16 protein-coding genes are annotated in these 15,404 nt (G+C 42.3%); 8 read left to right on the forward strand and 8 right to left on the reverse strand.

Annotated elements, in window-relative coordinates; all coding sequences use genetic code 11:
• Nucleotides 1-112: 112 nt before the first annotated feature.
• Together AB1A03_RS04575 and AB1A03_RS04580 are read left to right on the forward strand one after the other, a co-directional pair.
• Complete coding sequence (locus tag AB1A03_RS04575; RefSeq protein ID WP_354623377.1) at nt 113-1,399, forward strand: DEAD/DEAH box helicase; 1,287 nt, start codon at nt 113-115, stop codon at nt 1,397-1,399.
• A gap of 8 nt (nt 1,400-1,407) precedes the next feature.
• Nucleotides 1,408-1,881 (forward strand): LabA-like NYN domain-containing protein, encoded by a 474-nt coding sequence (locus tag AB1A03_RS04580; protein WP_354623378.1) that lies wholly within the window; start codon nt 1,408-1,410, stop codon nt 1,879-1,881.
• Here the strand turns inward: AB1A03_RS04580 and AB1A03_RS17325 are convergent.
• Complete coding sequence (locus AB1A03_RS17325; protein WP_502945915.1) at nt 1,878-1,997, reverse strand: hypothetical protein; 120 nt, start codon at nt 1,995-1,997, stop codon at nt 1,878-1,880. The two genes, AB1A03_RS04580 and AB1A03_RS17325, sit on opposite strands and share 4 nt — an antisense overlap.
• Nucleotides 1,952-2,515, reverse strand: a complete 564-nt coding sequence (udk, locus tag AB1A03_RS04585; RefSeq protein ID WP_502945922.1) for a uridine kinase — start codon at nt 2,513-2,515, stop codon at nt 1,952-1,954. Before udk ends, AB1A03_RS17325 begins: the two co-directional genes overlap by 46 nt.
• A 195-nt stretch (nt 2,516-2,710) precedes the next feature.
• Here udk and bamJ point away from each other — a divergent pair, with 195 nt between their 5' ends.
• The gene (gene bamJ / locus AB1A03_RS04590) at nt 2,711-3,157 is read left to right on the forward strand and encodes a BamJ family beta-barrel-assembly machinery protein (RefSeq protein WP_502945923.1); all 447 of its coding nucleotides are present in this window, start codon (nt 2,711-2,713) and stop codon (nt 3,155-3,157) included.
• Nucleotides 3,158-3,178: 21 nt separating this feature from the next.
• Here bamJ and AB1A03_RS04595 read toward each other — a convergent pair whose 3' ends face one another.
• The 6 genes from AB1A03_RS04595 to queG all read right to left on the reverse strand — a co-directional run bounded on the left by AB1A03_RS04595 (nt 3,179) and on the right by queG (nt 7,561).
• The gene (locus AB1A03_RS04595; protein ID WP_354623380.1) at nt 3,179-4,552 is read right to left on the reverse strand and encodes an L-serine ammonia-lyase; all 1,374 of its coding nucleotides are present in this window, start codon (nt 4,550-4,552) and stop codon (nt 3,179-3,181) included.
• 22 nt (nt 4,553-4,574) lie between these two features.
• Complete coding sequence (locus tag AB1A03_RS04600; protein WP_354623481.1) at nt 4,575-5,201, reverse strand: LysR substrate-binding domain-containing protein; 627 nt, start codon at nt 5,199-5,201, stop codon at nt 4,575-4,577.
• A complete protein-coding gene (locus AB1A03_RS04605) occupies nt 5,186-5,479 on the reverse strand; it encodes a LysR family transcriptional regulator (protein WP_354623381.1) in 294 nt (97 codons plus the stop codon). The genes AB1A03_RS04600 and AB1A03_RS04605 overlap by 16 nt, the downstream gene beginning before the upstream one ends.
• Nucleotides 5,480-5,505: 26 nt before the next feature.
• The gene (locus AB1A03_RS04610; protein WP_354623382.1) at nt 5,506-5,907 is read right to left on the reverse strand and encodes a DUF2750 domain-containing protein; all 402 of its coding nucleotides are present in this window, start codon (nt 5,905-5,907) and stop codon (nt 5,506-5,508) included.
• Between the two features lie 68 nt (nt 5,908-5,975).
• Complete coding sequence (locus AB1A03_RS04615) at nt 5,976-6,305, reverse strand: antibiotic biosynthesis monooxygenase family protein (RefSeq protein WP_354623383.1); 330 nt, start codon at nt 6,303-6,305, stop codon at nt 5,976-5,978.
• Between the two features lie 71 nt (nt 6,306-6,376).
• Nucleotides 6,377-7,561: a tRNA epoxyqueuosine(34) reductase QueG gene (queG, locus tag AB1A03_RS04620; RefSeq protein WP_354623384.1), complete on the reverse strand. Its 1,185-nt coding sequence runs from the start codon at nt 7,559-7,561 to the stop codon at nt 6,377-6,379.
• 24 nt (nt 7,562-7,585) lie between these two features.
• Between queG and AB1A03_RS04625 the strand changes: the two genes are divergently transcribed.
• The 5 genes from AB1A03_RS04625 to miaA are packed head-to-tail and all read left to right on the forward strand — an operon-like array spanning nt 7,586 to nt 15,212.
• The gene (locus AB1A03_RS04625) at nt 7,586-9,142 is read left to right on the forward strand and encodes an NAD(P)H-hydrate dehydratase (protein ID WP_354623386.1); all 1,557 of its coding nucleotides are present in this window, start codon (nt 7,586-7,588) and stop codon (nt 9,140-9,142) included.
• Nucleotides 9,076-9,534: a tRNA (adenosine(37)-N6)-threonylcarbamoyltransferase complex ATPase subunit type 1 TsaE gene (gene tsaE, locus AB1A03_RS04630; RefSeq protein ID WP_354623387.1), complete on the forward strand. Its 459-nt coding sequence runs from the start codon at nt 9,076-9,078 to the stop codon at nt 9,532-9,534. The genes AB1A03_RS04625 and tsaE overlap by 67 nt, the downstream gene beginning before the upstream one ends.
• The gene (locus AB1A03_RS04635; protein WP_354623388.1) at nt 9,531-12,413 is read left to right on the forward strand and encodes a LysM peptidoglycan-binding domain-containing protein; all 2,883 of its coding nucleotides are present in this window, start codon (nt 9,531-9,533) and stop codon (nt 12,411-12,413) included. The genes tsaE and AB1A03_RS04635 overlap by 4 nt, the downstream gene beginning before the upstream one ends.
• Nucleotides 12,414-12,436: 23 nt before the next feature.
• Nucleotides 12,437-14,302 (forward strand): DNA mismatch repair endonuclease MutL, encoded by a 1,866-nt coding sequence (gene mutL, locus AB1A03_RS04640; protein ID WP_354623389.1) that lies wholly within the window; start codon nt 12,437-12,439, stop codon nt 14,300-14,302.
• On the forward strand, nt 14,295-15,212 hold the full coding sequence (gene miaA / locus AB1A03_RS04645) for a tRNA (adenosine(37)-N6)-dimethylallyltransferase MiaA (protein ID WP_354623390.1): 918 nt from the start codon (nt 14,295-14,297) through the stop codon (nt 15,210-15,212). The genes mutL and miaA overlap by 8 nt, the downstream gene beginning before the upstream one ends.
• The last annotated feature ends 192 nt before the right edge of the window (nt 15,213-15,404 follow it).

The raw sequence follows: 15,404 nt of genomic DNA on the forward strand, positions 1-15,404 counted from the left end.
CATTACCCGATGTAGTTGATTCTTAAAAATGTGATATAGCGCAAATCTCTTTGTTGCTGTAAGCTACGCGCCTATTTTATCCTTTTTCACCCATTATATAAGAGACCCCGTTATGAGCTTTGATTCCTTAGGTTTACCCGACTCGCTCGTTAAGGCCGTTGCCGAACAGGGCTATACCGAACCTTCGCCGATTCAACGGCAGGCGATTCCTGCAGTATTGGCGGGTAAAGATGTGATGGCTGCGGCCCAGACGGGAACGGGAAAAACGGCAGGATTTACTCTGCCCCTGCTCGCGTTACTAGAAAAAGGTAATCGTCCTAAATCAAATCAAGTTCGCGCCTTGGTGTTAACACCCACCCGCGAGTTAGCGGCACAGGTGCATGCTAGCGTACAAACCTATGGTAAAAATATGCCATTGCGTAGTGTGGTGGTTTTTGGTGGGGTGAAAATCAATCCACAAATGCAAAACTTACGTCAAGGTGTGGATATATTAGTGGCAACGCCTGGCCGTTTATTGGATCTTTATAATCAAAATGCAGTGAACTTCAAACAATTAGAAGTGCTGATTTTAGATGAAGCGGATCGCATGCTGGATATGGGCTTTATTCACGATATCAAACGTATATTGACTCTATTACCAAAAAAACGTCAGAACTTACTCTTCTCCGCGACCTTTTCCGATGATATCAGGCAATTAGCCAAAGGGTTGGTGAATAATCCCGTGGAGATATCGGTTAGCCCGCGTAATACGACCGCTGAGAGTATCACTCAGTTTATTTATGAAGTCGATAAAAGCAAAAAAACGGTGGTGTTGAGTACCTTAATAAAAGAGAACGATTGGAAACAGGTATTAGTGTTTGTGAAAACAAAGCATGGTGCTAACCGTTTAGTGAAAAGTCTGCAGGGGCGCGGTATTAGTAGTGCGGCAATTCACGGTAATAAAAGCCAAGGGGCGCGTACTAGAGCCTTGGCTGAATTTAAGGAGGGAGTGATTACTGTCCTAGTGGCGACGGATATTGCTGCTCGTGGTATTGATATCGACCAGTTACCGCAGGTGGTTAATTTTGATTTACCACATGTGAGCGAAGATTATGTGCATCGTATTGGTCGTACAGGTCGAGCAGGTAAAGATGGCCAAGCGTTGTCATTAGTCTGTAATGAAGAGTTTAAACTGCTAAAAGATATTGAAAAGTTGATTAAAACTGTTATTCCACGCAAGACACTTGCTGGTTTTGAGCCGGGAGAGCCTCTGCCAATATCGGTATTAGATACGCGTGAAGCGAAACCGAAAAAGCCGAAAAAACCACGTGAAGGACATCGCGATGGGCAGCGTTCAGGTCCAATGAGCGGTAGCAATAAAAAACAGCGCTCCGTGAGAAATAACTTTGTTGGCGGTTAACGCTAAATATGAAAAAAATAGCGATCTTTGTCGATGTTCAGAATATTTATTACACCACTCGTCAAGCCTATGGTAAACAGTTCAATTACCGTAAATTATGGCAAAGAATAGCTGCACAGGGGGAGATCGTGCAGGCCTTTGCCTACGCGATTGACAGGGGCGATAAACAGCAACAGAAATTCCAAACAGTCCTGCAACATATTGGTTTCGAAGTGAAACTAAAACCCTATATAGAACGCTGTGATGGCAGTGCCAAAGGTGATTGGGATGTCGGTATTACCATTGACATAATGGAAATATCTCGCCAAGTGGATACGATTATTTTACTCTCTGGGGATGGTGATTTTGCTATCTTGTTGGATAAAGTAAAACAGCGTTATGGTGTGGCCACAGAGGCCTATGGTGTGCCTAAATTAACGGCAAAAGCCCTTATTGACTCTTGCAGTCTGTTTAATCCTATTGAGCGAAATCTTCTACTCTAATTGAGCAATTGACGGATTTTTGCTTTTAACATATCTATTGCAATACGGTTTTTACCACCACGCGGCACGATTAAATCGGCGTGTTGTTTGGATGGTTCAATAAACTGGATATACATCGGCGAACGGTCTCTTGATACTGTTTCAATACTGATTCCATGGTACGTCCACGTTCGGCTACATCTCTTTTCAAACGACGTAATAAACAGATATCCAGCGGCGTATCCATAAAAATACTAGCATGTAATTGGTCGCGCAATTTTGGCGAGCTAAGCAGTAGAATTCCCTCTAAAATAATAATTTTCTTAGGGGCTATATGTGTGGTCTCTGGAAGACGGTTATGCGTGTTGTAGCAATACTGTGGGATATCGACGGCTTTACCATTGATTAAACTTTTTAAATGGGAGATAAGTAGTTGATGGTCTAGCGAGTTAGGATGATTGTAGTTGGTTTTGATACGTTCATCCATCGGTATATCGCTTTGATCTTTATAGTAGCTATCTTCGGATATGATGGCGATTTTTTCTGCCCCTAAATCTGCTTTTAATTCTTTAAAAATGGTGTTGGCAATTAAGCTTTTTCCTGATGCAGAAGCGCCTGCAATAGCGATGATTAAGCAGTCAGATTTGTGGGGCATAAATAGAAACCTTGTTTGATTTATTAATCTGTTTATTATCGTGCAAAACTAGCCGATAGTAACCCTCTTTTTTATCTAAAGCGGATTATATTTACCTCTTTAACATGTCACTGAGCGTATAAATTTAGTAAAGTGTTGTTATTCATAACTACTTTTAAGGTATCTATCGTGTTAAAAATTATTATTATCGCACTTATATTAGTTGTTCTATTTTTTATATTTAAAGGCATCGGAACGAATAAAAATGCGGCACAAAATATTCAAATTGGTGCTGATTTTCTCGCTGAAAACGGTCAAAAAGAGGGGGTGATTAGCCTTGACTCTGGTTTGCAGTACAAAGTGTTACAGCAAGGTAATGGAGAAGTTCACCCTAAAGCAGGCAGTAATGTAAAAGTCCATTATCATGGTATGCTCATTGATGGCACAGTGTTTGACAGCTCGGTTGATCGCGGAGAGCCAATCTCTTTTGGTCTGAATCAAGTAATTCCAGGCTGGACTGAAGGCGTGCAATTGATGGTTGAGGGAGATAAATACCGCTTTTATATCCCCAGCAATCTGGCCTATGGCGAGCGTGGTATTGGTAAAATACCCGCTGGCTCATTGTTGATTTTTGATGTGCAATTACTGGCTATAAATAATTAATGTTATTGCCCTCTGTTTTGTTTATTCACAGGGGGCAGCAAGGTGAATAAGGGCAAGACCACCGAGGGATGTTTCACGATATTTTTGATTCATGTCTTTGCCCGTTTGCAGCATGGTGGCAATGACTTTATCTAAAGAGATGATCGATTTACTGTTTCTTTTCAACGCCATGCGAGAGGCATTGATCGCTTTTATCGCTCCCATTGCATTGCGTTCAATGCAGGGAACTTGTACCAAACCTCCAACCGGGTCACAGGTCATCCCTAAGGAGTGTTCCATCGCTATTTCGGCGGCAATACAAATTTGCTCATTACTGCCACCGCGTATTGCAGTTAAGCCTGCTGCAGCCATCGATGAGGAAACACCTATCTCACCTTGACAGCCTACTTCGGCACCCGAAATAGAGGCGTTTTCTTTGTAGAGCATGCCGATGCCTGCGGAAACCGCTAAAAAATCTCTCAGCTGCTTATTATCTAATTCATGGATAAAACGATGGTAATACATTAAAACAGCGGGGATAACGCCAGCCGCTCCATTGGTTGGCGATGTTACTACCTGCCCTCCTGCGGCATTTTCTTCGCTAACAGCAAAGGCGTATAAGTTGATCCAATCCAATATTGTCATGGGATCGCTATCAATGGATTGGTTTGCCTCGAGGGTTTTTAATAATGCTGGTGCTCTACGGGTGACATTTAGCCCTCCCGCTAATACACCTTCAGTTTGTAAACCACGTTGTAAACACAAAGAGATGACCTTCCAAATTTGATCCGTTCTTGTTGCCAGCTCTTTTTCACTTCGTAATTGTAATTCATTTTTTTGTACTAAGGTGCCAATACTTAAGCCAGCTTGTTCAGCTTGTTTAAGTAGTTGTTCTGCTGAGTGAAAGGGGTATGGAAAAACAATTTTATTGTTGGAATCTGGCTGTTTGTCGAGTTGTGATGCGATTTTGATAAAACCACCCCCCACGGAGTAGTAGGTTTCGCTAAAAAGTTGCTCGTTATGTTTATCAAAGGCACTGATAGACATGCCATTTTCATGGTACGGTAACGTTTCGCAATGAAAATGCATATCCTGTTGCATATCAAAATGAATTTTTTGCCGACCTAAAATAGTTAAAGTGTGGGTCGCGAGGCTATTTGCTAATAGTTGTTTTGCAGATTTAACTTTAATGGTATCAGGTTGAGTGCCTAGCAGTCCTAATATGATAGCTTGATCAGTATGATGTCCTTTTCCCGTTAGTGATAGTGAGCCATATAAGTCAATTTTTATTTTGTGGACTTTAGCTAGTTGCCCCTTAATGGCAAGGGCAAACTGGTAGCCGGCAATCATTGGGCCATTGGTATGCGAGCTTGAAGGGCCAATGCCTATTTTGTATATATCAAAAATAGATAACATAGAATTCTCGAAATAGAGTAGGTTAACAGGTTATTTGTACTTTATTCGCGATTAACATATCGCGTATTGTGGTTAATGCTTTACCACGATTAACAACCTTCCATGCTAAGTAAAGAGGGATGGGATTAGTGATATGCTCGATTTGCAATTCGACTAATTCACCGCTATTTAGATAGTGATTAATACGTGATCTTGGTAAAAATCCGTAACCAATTCCAGCCAGTTGTGCTTTGATTTTATATTCGATATTGGGTACATAAAAATAGTGATTATTATTGAGTACCGCATGGGTATTCGCTATCCATTGCCGCGCGCTATCATGCACTACAACCGCGCGGTATTTAGCAAGGGTTTCATTGCTGATTGGTTGTGAAAGCTTAGCAAGCGGATGGTGTTGGCTAACAACAAAAGTGGGCTTGAAGTCGCAAAGATGCACGGTTTGAATGCCTTTTTGTTTGGGAATGGGCCCGGATGCGCCGATGATCATGTCGATACGGTCATCAACTAGGGCTTCCCATGCGCCATTCATGACCTCTTCACTGATATCCATTTCGACACTGGGGTGTTGTGATAAAAAATTGTTGCAGATAGAGAAAATTTGCTCACAGGATAATATTGAATCAATGGCAATATTTATTTTGGTTCCCAGCCATTACTAATTGTTTGTGTGGTGATGCGTAGGCGCTCCACTGCTTGTAGAATTAAACGCCCTTCGTGCAGTAAATTTTTGCCTGCAGGCGTTAATACTGCCCGGCGTCCTTGTTTTTGGAAAATGGTTACCTGCAGCTGATCTTCTAATTTTTGTACTATATAGGAGAGGGCAGAAGGGACTTTATCGAGTAGCTCTGCTGCAGCGGCATAACTGCCCCGTTTATGGATGGCGTCAATCACGGCAATAGCTTCAAGTGTAATCGGAAATGCAGACATGGGAGCTCTCTTTTAGTGGCAACTGGTTAACGTTTATTGCTTTTTTTCCTCTCCTCTTTCTGTAGCTCATAATCAAATTCATCGGGGAAAAAAACAGTGCCCTCACTGTTTTGATCTGGGAAGACAACAATCGCAAGTTCATCATCTGCTAAGCCGTTAGTCCAGCGGCTATGCCACTTTGCGAGTGAAATAGATTCCGCAGTACAATGCTGCCATTCATCAGTTGCCCATGCTTCAGCAAACTCTTTATTAGGCCAAACAGGCACGCAATCCTCTTCATCACTATTGAGCATGACACAACCATGTTCATCTACCAAAAGCCAGATTGCTCTATTTTTAACAACCTCTTTAATGAGATAGTTATGGCGTTGTTTGGCATTGTAGTGCTGAATAGTGTTAATTTGTTGCTCGCTTAATGGTTCGCTCATGGCCTTGACCTCTGTAGAGAATAGTCTGTAAAGAGTAATCGAAAATGGCGTAGTCGTCTTTCTATTTTTTAACTGAGCTGATTTATGTGTGTGGTCTCCGTGGCCATTAGGTGGTCAATAACGGGGATCATAACAATGGGATCATAAGCGCGAATAATTGCTTGAGCCATTTTTATGCGCGCTTGTTCCGTGTTATCGAGTGACTTACGGGCATTGTAAAAGTGATCTTCGCTTATCCATTTACTATAGGATATCCATTCGCCATCTTTGCTCTTAAACAGCCGAGAACCGAGCGCACCGTGTTTTTCAATATTAAGGTGAACAATCTCTGACCATCCTTCTTTGAAAAGCTGTTCGCTGCCAGCTTTAATGTCCCAGCGAAAAAGTACTGCAATCATAAAAACTCCTCATGTTAGATACCTCTTAAGTCTTTGCGACAATAGCGACTATGTCAAGTTAACGGGAGCGATTAAGCATCGCGTGGAAGACCTTTTTCGATGGCTTTGATTAAGCGTAAGTTCAGTCTATCATTGTCCGTTGCAATATTTTTTTGTTGTTCCTTTAAAGCCCATTCAATGTGTTCATTAAGTAGCGCGGAATGGTTTTCGGCAAGTCTATTTTTTAATGCTGCAATTATCTCATTGCTAGCGGGGGCATTGCCTAATGCTACAGCTATATTACGTAACCAACGTTGATAACCGATACGACGGATTGGGGACCCTTCGGTATTGGTTAAAAATTCATTTTCACGCCAACTAAATAGATTCAATAAGGATTGTTTTTGTAGTTGTTCTCTCGCTTGGTAGTCTGCTTCTTGAGTAGTTTGCGCAAAGCGATTCCATGGGCAGATTAATTGACAATCATCGCAGCCATAAATACGATTACCGATAGCTTTTCTAAATTCAATAGGAATTGCCCCCTGTAATTCAATGGTTAGATAGGAAATACAACGGCGTCCATCAATGATGTAGGGGGCAACAATCGCTTGCGTGGGACAAATTTTAAGGCAAGCAACACATTGTCCGCATTTATTTTCCTGCGTTTTATCTATTGGCAAGGGCAGATCAATAAGTAACTCGCCGATAAAGAACCAAGAACCCGCTTTTGCATCAATTAATAGCGAATGTTTTCCAACCCAACCAAGGCCCGCTTTTTCGGCCAGTGGTCTTTCTAATATGGGGGCGCTATCAACAAAGGGGCGATAGCCGAGTTGCCCGACCTGTTGCTCTATCTGTTGACCAAGTTGTTTGAGTTTTTTACGTACCACCTTGTGGTAATCTCGGCCCAATGCATAACGGCTAATGTAGGCGTTATTTTTATTTTTTAGGGTTTGCGCGAATTGAGCGTGTTCAGGGAGATAATCCATGCGTACGGAAATAACACGCAGTGTGCCAGGGTGAAGTTCAGCGGGGCGCGCACGTTTCATCCCATGTTTTTGCATATAATCCATCTCGCCGTGGTATTGATTATCCAACCACTGTTGCAGGTGCTGCTCTTGCTCGGTTAGGTCAATATTGGTAATACCAACTTTTTGTAATCCTAATGCTTTCCCCCACGCTTTAATATTGTCAGCTAATCTTTTTAAACTTAGATCCGTGAAAGCACTGTTTTGTTCGTTTATGCTTTTTTCAGCTATATTTTTAGAAGTTGTCATAGGTATTCTCAATAGGACGATAAAATGTATTCAGAGCAGATAAAAACGCGAGCTAGTTTACCACAGACATTATATCACTCTCAGCAGATTAAGATCTTTGAAAGTAAAGCAGCGATGTTATCGGGAGTTACACTTTATGGCCTAATGCAACGGGCAGGAGAAGCTTGTTTGGCGGTGTTAAAAATGCATTTTTGTGATGCTAAACAGATTCTCATCTTCACGGGTAAGGGCAATAACGGTGGTGATGGATATATATTGGCGCAGCTTGCGAAGCAGGCTGGATTGTCGGTGCAATTATGTCAAATGGGCTCAAGTTATGATCTTCGTGGTGATGCAGCAATCGCTCGAGATAGTTGGCTTGCTGCTGGTGGTTGCATAGAGTCGGTAACAGAAGCCGATTTTTCGCGTGCCGATCTGCTGGTCGATGCATTATTGGGGACGGGCTTTACTGGTGAGCTTCGTCCTGAATACCAAATCTTGATTGAGCAAATTAATGAGAGTTCCATCGCGGTGTTGAGTGTTGATCTTCCCTCTGGTTTAGATGCTAATTGTGGAACACTGCATAGCCATGCCGTCAAGGCGCAGGCAACGGTCAGTTTTGTGGGATTAAAACAGGGGCTCTTTACTGGCCATGCAAATGATTACTGTGGGCAAATTTATTTCACTGGATTGGGTATTTCTGCTCAATTTAGTAAGTTGGCGAGCAGTGAGGTGAGTCGTATTGGTTATCAAGAGTTATGTGTTCATTTATTACCTAGAAGCCGTTATTGTCATAAGGGAATGTTTGGACGAGTATTGCTGGTTGGTGGAAATTTAGGTATGTCTGGCGCAGTACGACTAGCGGGTGAAGCGGCATTGCGAAGCGGTGCTGGCTTGGTTAAAATATTAACGCGAGTGGAAAATCAAGGCTACATTAATATTGGCTGCCCTGAATTAATGGTAATAATCCAAGAACAACAAAAAAATTTCATGGATTGGCCAACACACCTCGTTATTGGTCCCGGTTTGGGGCAAGATGTATGGGCGCAACAGCTGTTTAAATTAATCACAATGTCTGAGTTACCCTGTGTGGTCGATGCCGATGCCTTAAATTTATTAGCCGAAAATAACCTTTATAAAAATAATTGGGTGTTAACTCCCCATCCTGGCGAAGCGGCTAAATTACTTGCCTGTACGGTGCAGGATATTGAAGCGGATCGCTTTGCCGCTGTGCGTAAAATACAGCGTCGTTTTGGCGGCATTGTTATTTTAAAAGGTGCGGGTAGTCTAATTTGTGACCATCAGCATATCTATGTGGCTAATGTAGGCAATCCGGGGATGGCAAGTGGTGGCATGGGAGACTTACTTTCTGGTATTATAGTTGCTCTGTTAGCACAAGGTTTGAATCCGTTAGTTGCCGTACAGTTAGCCGTATGTCTTCATGGTGAAGCGGGCGATTTAGCTGCACGTTATGAACAACGTGGTTTATTAGCCAGTGACCTATTCCCTTATATTAAGAAGTTAGTTAATCCAAAATGTCTGAATTATTTACAGAAAAATTACAAGATGCAGAGCAGACCGTCGTATTTGGCAGACGATTAAGTGCCGCCTGTCATGAACCAATATGCATCTATTTACATGGTGATTTAGGTGCGGGTAAAACCACCTTAACACGTGGCTTTATTCAAGGGCTTGGGCATAAGGGGAATGTAAAAAGTCCAACTTATACATTGGTTGAGCCCTATCAATTAGAGAATTGGAACGTTTATCATTTTGATTTATATAGACTCGGCGATCCTGAAGAGCTTGAATTTATGGGGATCCGTGACTATTTTGCTGATAACAGCCATTGTTTAGTTGAATGGTCTGAGCGCGGAGAAGGCATTTTGCCTCAAGCAGATATCGATTTAACACTTACTTATGTTGGTCAGCAACGCATTGTTGAGTTACGTGCAAATAATGCCAAGGGCGATCAGGTGTTAAATAAATTATGAGATCTCATACCGCTCTCTTGCTGCGTTTCGCATTGCTATTGTTTATCTCTCTACAGGGCATAAATAACCTCGCCAACGCTGCGCAAGAAAATCAATTAAAGGGCGTTCGTTCATGGCCTTCTCCGGATAATACGCGTGTTGTTTTAGACCTCACGGCGAAACCTGACTATGATATTCATTATTTAACAAAACCAGATCGTGTCGTTATTGATATTAACAATGCACGTAGTCAGGTTAATTTAAAGAAAATAGTAAATAAAGGCCCGCTAATTAACAATGTGCGAGAAAGTGCCAGTGGTAAAAAGGGTACCTACCGTTTAGTGATTGACCTTAATAAAGAGAGTCGCGCGAAAGTATTCACCCTACCTCCTGCTAAACCTTACGGACACCGTTTGGTCCTGGATTTACCACACCAAGCTGATGCAAATAAAAGCAAACCCGCTGTCGCAGAAAATAAAGCTGTTGCACCACCAGCTGTTATAGGGCGTGATATTATAATTGCTATTGATGCAGGGCATGGTGGTGATGATCCCGGTGCGCTAGGCAAATCGACCTATGAAAAAAAAATTACCCTAGAAATATCCAAACGTTTACAAGCTCATATTAACCGTCAAAAGGGGATGAGCGCATTTTTGATTCGCACGGGGGACTATTTTGTTGATTTGAATAAACGTTCTGCGATAGCGAGGAAAGGAAAAGCGGATTTTCTCGTTTCTATTCATGCCGATGGATTTACTTCTAGTAGTCCTCGGGGGGCTTCGGTTTGGGTTTTATCAAACCGTCGAGCGAATACTGAACTTGGTCGTTGGATGGAAAAACATGAAGCTCATTCAGAATTGTTAGGCGGTACAGGTGGGTTGATTGAAGAATCTAGTAGTGTTCCATTTTTAACGGAGATGTTCTTAGATATGTCTATGGGAAATGCCATGGATGTAGGTTATAAAGTTGGTGATTTGGTTGTTACTGAGCTTAAAAAAGTGACCAAGTTACATAAGGGGAAACCTGTTCATGCGAGCCTTGCAGTCCTTAAATCACCAGATATACCTTCCATTCTAGTGGAAGCTGGGTTTATAACGAACCGAACCGAAGAGCGCTTACTTAACCAAGCTGAACACCAAAATAAGATTGCCAGTGCCGTGTTCCAAGGTATTTATAAACACTTTAAAGAGTCTCCACCCCAGGGCACCTTATTCGCTCAGAAAAAGCGCGCAATTAAACATACCGTTCGTAGTGGGGAATCATTATCGCTGCTTGCACAACGCTACGGTGTTTCAAGTACAAGTTTACAGAGCTATAACGGTTTGAAGTCAACTTCGTTGCGTATTGGTCAAGTCATAAAAATTCCACCCAACTACCACCTGATAATAGAAGAGCTACCTGTTACTGTTGCCAGTACTCCTGTGCAAAAAGAGCAAGTTCACCAAGTGCAGCGTGGTGAGTCACTTTCTGTTATTGCCGCAAAATATGATAGCAGTGTCGAGACGCTAAAAAATCATAATGATTTGCGTTCAACCTCCCTGCGTATTGGTCAAAAAATCAAGATCCCAGCAGGCTCAGCAGCCGTGACAACCGTGCAGCTTGTTGCGCCCGTGGTAATCAAAGAGCAAGTTCACCAAGTGCAGCGTGGTGAGTCTCTGTCTGTCATTGCCGCGAAATATGATAGCAGTGTCGAGACGCTAAAAAATCATAATGATTTGCGTTCAACCTCCCTGCGCATTGGTCAAAAAATTAAGATCCCAGCAGGCTCAGCAGCCGTGACAACCGTGCAGCCTGTGGCGCCCGTGGTAATCAAAGAGCAAGTTCACCAAGTGCAACGAGGTGAGTCTCTGTCTGTCATTGCCGCGAAATATGATAGCAGTGTCGAGACGCTAAAAAATCATAATGATTTGCGTTCAACCTCCCTGCGCATTGGCCAAAAAATTAAGATCCCTGCAGGCTCGGTAGCCGTGACAACCGTGCAGCCTGTTGCGCCCGTGGTAATCAAAGAGCAAGTTCACCAAGTGCAGCGTGGTGAGTCACTTTCTGTTATTGCCGCGAAATATGATAGCAGTGTCGAGACGCTAAAAAATCATAATGATTTGCGTTCAACCTCCCTGCGTATTGGTCAAAAAATTAAGATCCCAGCAGGCTCGGTAGCCGTGACAACCGTGCAGCCTGTGACGCCCGTGGTAATCAAAGAGCAAGTTCACCAAGTGCAACGAGGTGAGTCTCTGTCTGTCATTGCCGCGAAATATGATAGCAGTGTCGAAACGCTAAAAAATCATAATGATTTGCGTTCAACCTCCCTGCGTATTGGTCAAAAAATTAAGATCCCTGCAGGCTCAGTAGCAGTGACAACCGTGCAGCCTGTTGCGCCCGTGGCAAAAGAGCAAATTCACCAAGTGCAGCGTGGTGAGTCACTTTCTGTTATTGCCGCGAAATATGATAGCAGTGTAGAGACGCTAAAAAATCATAATGATTTGCGTTCAACCTCCCTGCGTATTGGTCAAAAAATTAAGATCCCAGCAGGCTCGGTAGCCGTGACAACCGTGCAGCCTGTGGCGCCCGTGGTAATCAAAGAGCAAGTTCACCAAGTGCAGCGTGGTGAGTCTCTGTCTGTCATTGCCGCGAAATATGATAGCAGTGTAGAGACGTTAAAAAATCATAATGATTTGCGTTCAACTTCCCTGCGCATTGGTCAAAAAATAAAAATTCCAACGCCTGCTCAAGCCGCTAAAATTGCAAGTAAACAGATAAGTACCCATAAAGTACAGCCAGGTGAGTCTTTATCGGTTATTGCAAAACGTTATGGTACGACAACTCAAGCGTTAAAAATAACCAATAAACTAAGATCTAATTCACTGAAAATTGGACAAGTATTAACAATTCCAGTCACTTAAATTTTCTAGGGATAAGGTTACTGATGCCTATACAAATTTTACCTGCGCGATTGGCTAATCAAATAGCCGCTGGCGAAGTCGTTGAACGTCCTGCCTCTGTTGTTAAAGAGCTAGTTGAAAATAGTTTGGATGCTGGTGCGACAAGTATCGAAATTGAGATCGATAAGGGCGGTGCTAAATGCATTCGCGTTAAAGATAATGGCAATGGTGTTGATAAAGACCAGCTTACGCTAGCATTAAGTCGTCATGCGACAAGTAAAATTAGCCATTTAGATGATTTAGAGGCCATTGTCAGTCTTGGATTCCGTGGCGAGGCTTTAGCCAGTGTAAGTTCGGTTTCTCGTTTGACTTTTACCTCTAGGCCTGTAGAACAAGATCAGGCATGGCAAGCCGTAGCCGAAGGGCGAGATATGCAGGTGCATATTCAGCCTACTGCACATCCACAAGGGACAACCGTAGAAGTCTTAGATCTGTTTTTTAATACGCCTGCACGACGTCGATTTTTAAAAACAGAGAAGACAGAATTTCAGCATATTGATGAGGTTATTCGCCGTATTGCCTTAAGTTATTTTGATATTGCCTTTACCCTCAAGCATAACGGTAAGGTGGTTCGTCAGTATCGAGGCGCGCAAACTGATAGGCAAAAAGAGAAACGACTCGCTGCGATATGTAGTGAAAATTTTGTACAGAATGCATTATATTTTCAAAATAGTGACAACACCTTGAAAGTATCCGGTTGGATCTCAGATCCGAGCGCTGCTCGACTACTTAATGATGTACAATATTGCTATATTAATGGACGGATGATCCGTGATAAATTGATCACTCATGCCATCAAACAGTCCTATGCTACTCTTTTACCTGAAGGAAAATTTGCAGGATATGTTATTTATATTGAGTGCGATCCGAGTGAAGTCGACGTAAATGTTCATCCCGCTAAGCATGAAGTTCGTTTTCATCAAGCACGTTGGGTACATGATTTTATTGTTAGCACATTAGCTGACACGTTAACCCAGCCATTACTCAATAATAATGACGAATACGAACCGCGCGAAGAAAAAAGAGCGTCACATGACTATCACGATTCTTCATTTGATAATGAGGACAGCGAGCCAGCACAAATAGATACAGCGACATACTCTCCACGACAAAGCTCCGCTTATTCATCAAGTTATTCAAAACAACCACTGGATCGCAATCAGGTTGATGCTTACTGTAGTTTTGTTAGTGAAGCGCACCCCGTAATTTCTACCTCCTTCTCAGCTGGTCAACCATCTTCATCAGTGAAGGTGTTTAGCATCGTCACTCTGTTTGCTGGCGAATACCTATTAGTTAAATTGAATGCAAAGCAAGCATGGTTAGATAGCGATGCGCCATTACTGGTTTTGTCATTATCGCGTGCGCAGCGGATGGTGAAGCAGTCGCAATTATTTTCAGCCTGGAATAATGGAGAGGTGATTGCACAACCCCTGTTATTGCCCGTACGTATTGAACTTAATGAAAAGGATCGTCACATCATCGATAATTTTCAAATTTTGTTTCATCGTTTAGGTTTTACTTTTAAAGTTCAAGGTAAGAAATTAATAGTGAGTAAAGTCCCTGCACTGCTTAGGCAAGCTCCTATTGGTAAAATTTTACCGATTTTGTTTAGCCACCTTAATAGATATCAAGCAGCACTAAATGAGATAGAAGTTCATGAGTTTTGTTGTTTTTTAGTAGAGACATTAGAAAATAACCAGTTAAAAGAAAATATTTGGACAGAACAATCTGCTCAGCAACTACTTGATTTATTGGTCGACTCATTCACTGATGAACTTAATAATCAGCAAGCGAGGCTGTTTGTTGAACCCGATTTATCCCTCTTATTGCAAGGTTTTGCAAATGAATAAAAATCCGACCGCTATTTTTTTGATGGGGCCGACGGCCTCTGGAAAAACTGATTTAGCAATCAAACTTGCACAGCAGTGCCATTGTGAAATTATTAGTGTCGATTCAGCGCTAATTTATAAAGGTATGGATATTGGTACTGCCAAACCAACCGCTGCTGAGTTGCAACAAGCCCCCCATGCATTGGTTAATATTCTTGATCCACTTGAAGCTTATTCTGCGGGAGATTTCCGTGAAGATGCCTTGCGTTTAATGAAGGCTATTTGTGAACGTGGTAATACACCCTTATTAGTGGGGGGCACGATGCTTTACTATAAAGCATTACTTGATGGCTTATCACTTTTACCGAGTGCAGATCATGTTATTAGGGCTGAAATTGAAGCGCAAGCAGAGCAACAAGGTTGGCAAGCGATGCATGATCAGTTACGAGAAATCGACCCCGTTTCTGCTGCGCGCATTCATGTTAACGATCCACAACGTTTATCGCGAGCGCTTGAGGTGTACCGCATCTCCGGTAAAAGTCTAACCGCGTTAACGGCAATAAAAAATGACCCTATTCCTTATCAAATAAAGCAATTTGCGATAGCCCCAAGTGAAAAAATAGCGCTGCATCAACGTATTGAACAGCGTTTTCAAATGATGTTAGCGGCAGGATTTGAACAGGAGGTACGGGCATTATTTGATTGTGGAGACTTACATTTAGATCTACCATCGATGCGTTGTGTTGGTTATCGACAAATGTGGGAGTATATAGAAGGGAAGATGGATTATGAGGAGATGGTTTTCCGTGGTGTCGTGGCGACACGGCAGCTAGCTAAGAGGCAAATGACCTGGCTGCGGGGTTGGCAAGATGTTACTTGGTTAGAAAGTGGCAGCGAAGAAAATTTTGATATTATAAAAGCCGTGTTATAGGCGCAGCTAATTAAGCTTGTCGTTAATGGTTTATTAAAGGTGAAGAGGGCGGATTAATTGCATTTTTAAACAATCCTTAGAAAAGCGATGAACTATATAAAATTGAGTATCCTGATATTAGAAAGTGTTACAGATCAAAATTTTGGCTGATTAAATCAGTTTTTATTTGTTCATTGTTTATACTTCATCCAC

Source organism: Psychromonas sp. MME2 (genome assembly GCF_040566515.1).
GTDB lineage: Bacteria > Pseudomonadota > Gammaproteobacteria > Enterobacterales > Psychromonadaceae > Psychromonas.

Excerpts from the sequence above, each read along its gene's own strand:
- AB1A03_RS04575 (WP_354623377.1), top strand. The coding sequence starts at position 113 with ATGAGCTTTGATTCCTTAGGTTTACCCGACTCGCTCGTTAAGGCCGTT.
- AB1A03_RS04580 (WP_354623378.1), top strand. The coding sequence starts at position 1,408 with ATGAAAAAAATAGCGATCTTTGTCGATGTTCAGAATATTTATTACACC.
- AB1A03_RS17325 (WP_502945915.1), bottom strand. The coding sequence starts at position 1,997 with ATGTATATCCAGTTTATTGAACCATCCAAACAACACGCCGATTTAATC.
- udk (WP_502945922.1), bottom strand. The coding sequence starts at position 2,515 with ATGCCCCACAAATCTGACTGCTTAATCATCGCTATTGCAGGCGCTTCT.
- AB1A03_RS04595 (WP_354623380.1), bottom strand. The coding sequence starts at position 4,552 with ATGTTATCTATTTTTGATATATACAAAATAGGCATTGGCCCTTCAAGC.
- AB1A03_RS04605 (WP_354623381.1), bottom strand. The coding sequence starts at position 5,479 with ATGTCTGCATTTCCGATTACACTTGAAGCTATTGCCGTGATTGACGCC.
- AB1A03_RS04610 (WP_354623382.1), bottom strand. The coding sequence starts at position 5,907 with ATGAGCGAACCATTAAGCGAGCAACAAATTAACACTATTCAGCACTAC.
- AB1A03_RS04615 (WP_354623383.1), bottom strand. The coding sequence starts at position 6,305 with ATGATTGCAGTACTTTTTCGCTGGGACATTAAAGCTGGCAGCGAACAG.
- queG (WP_354623384.1), bottom strand. The coding sequence starts at position 7,561 with ATGACAACTTCTAAAAATATAGCTGAAAAAAGCATAAACGAACAAAAC.
- AB1A03_RS04625 (WP_354623386.1), top strand. The coding sequence starts at position 7,586 with ATGTATTCAGAGCAGATAAAAACGCGAGCTAGTTTACCACAGACATTA.
- tsaE (WP_354623387.1), top strand. The coding sequence starts at position 9,076 with ATGTCTGAATTATTTACAGAAAAATTACAAGATGCAGAGCAGACCGTC.
- AB1A03_RS04635 (WP_354623388.1), top strand. The coding sequence starts at position 9,531 with ATGAGATCTCATACCGCTCTCTTGCTGCGTTTCGCATTGCTATTGTTT.
- mutL (WP_354623389.1), top strand. The coding sequence starts at position 12,437 with ATGCCTATACAAATTTTACCTGCGCGATTGGCTAATCAAATAGCCGCT.
- miaA (WP_354623390.1), top strand. The coding sequence starts at position 14,295 with ATGAATAAAAATCCGACCGCTATTTTTTTGATGGGGCCGACGGCCTCT.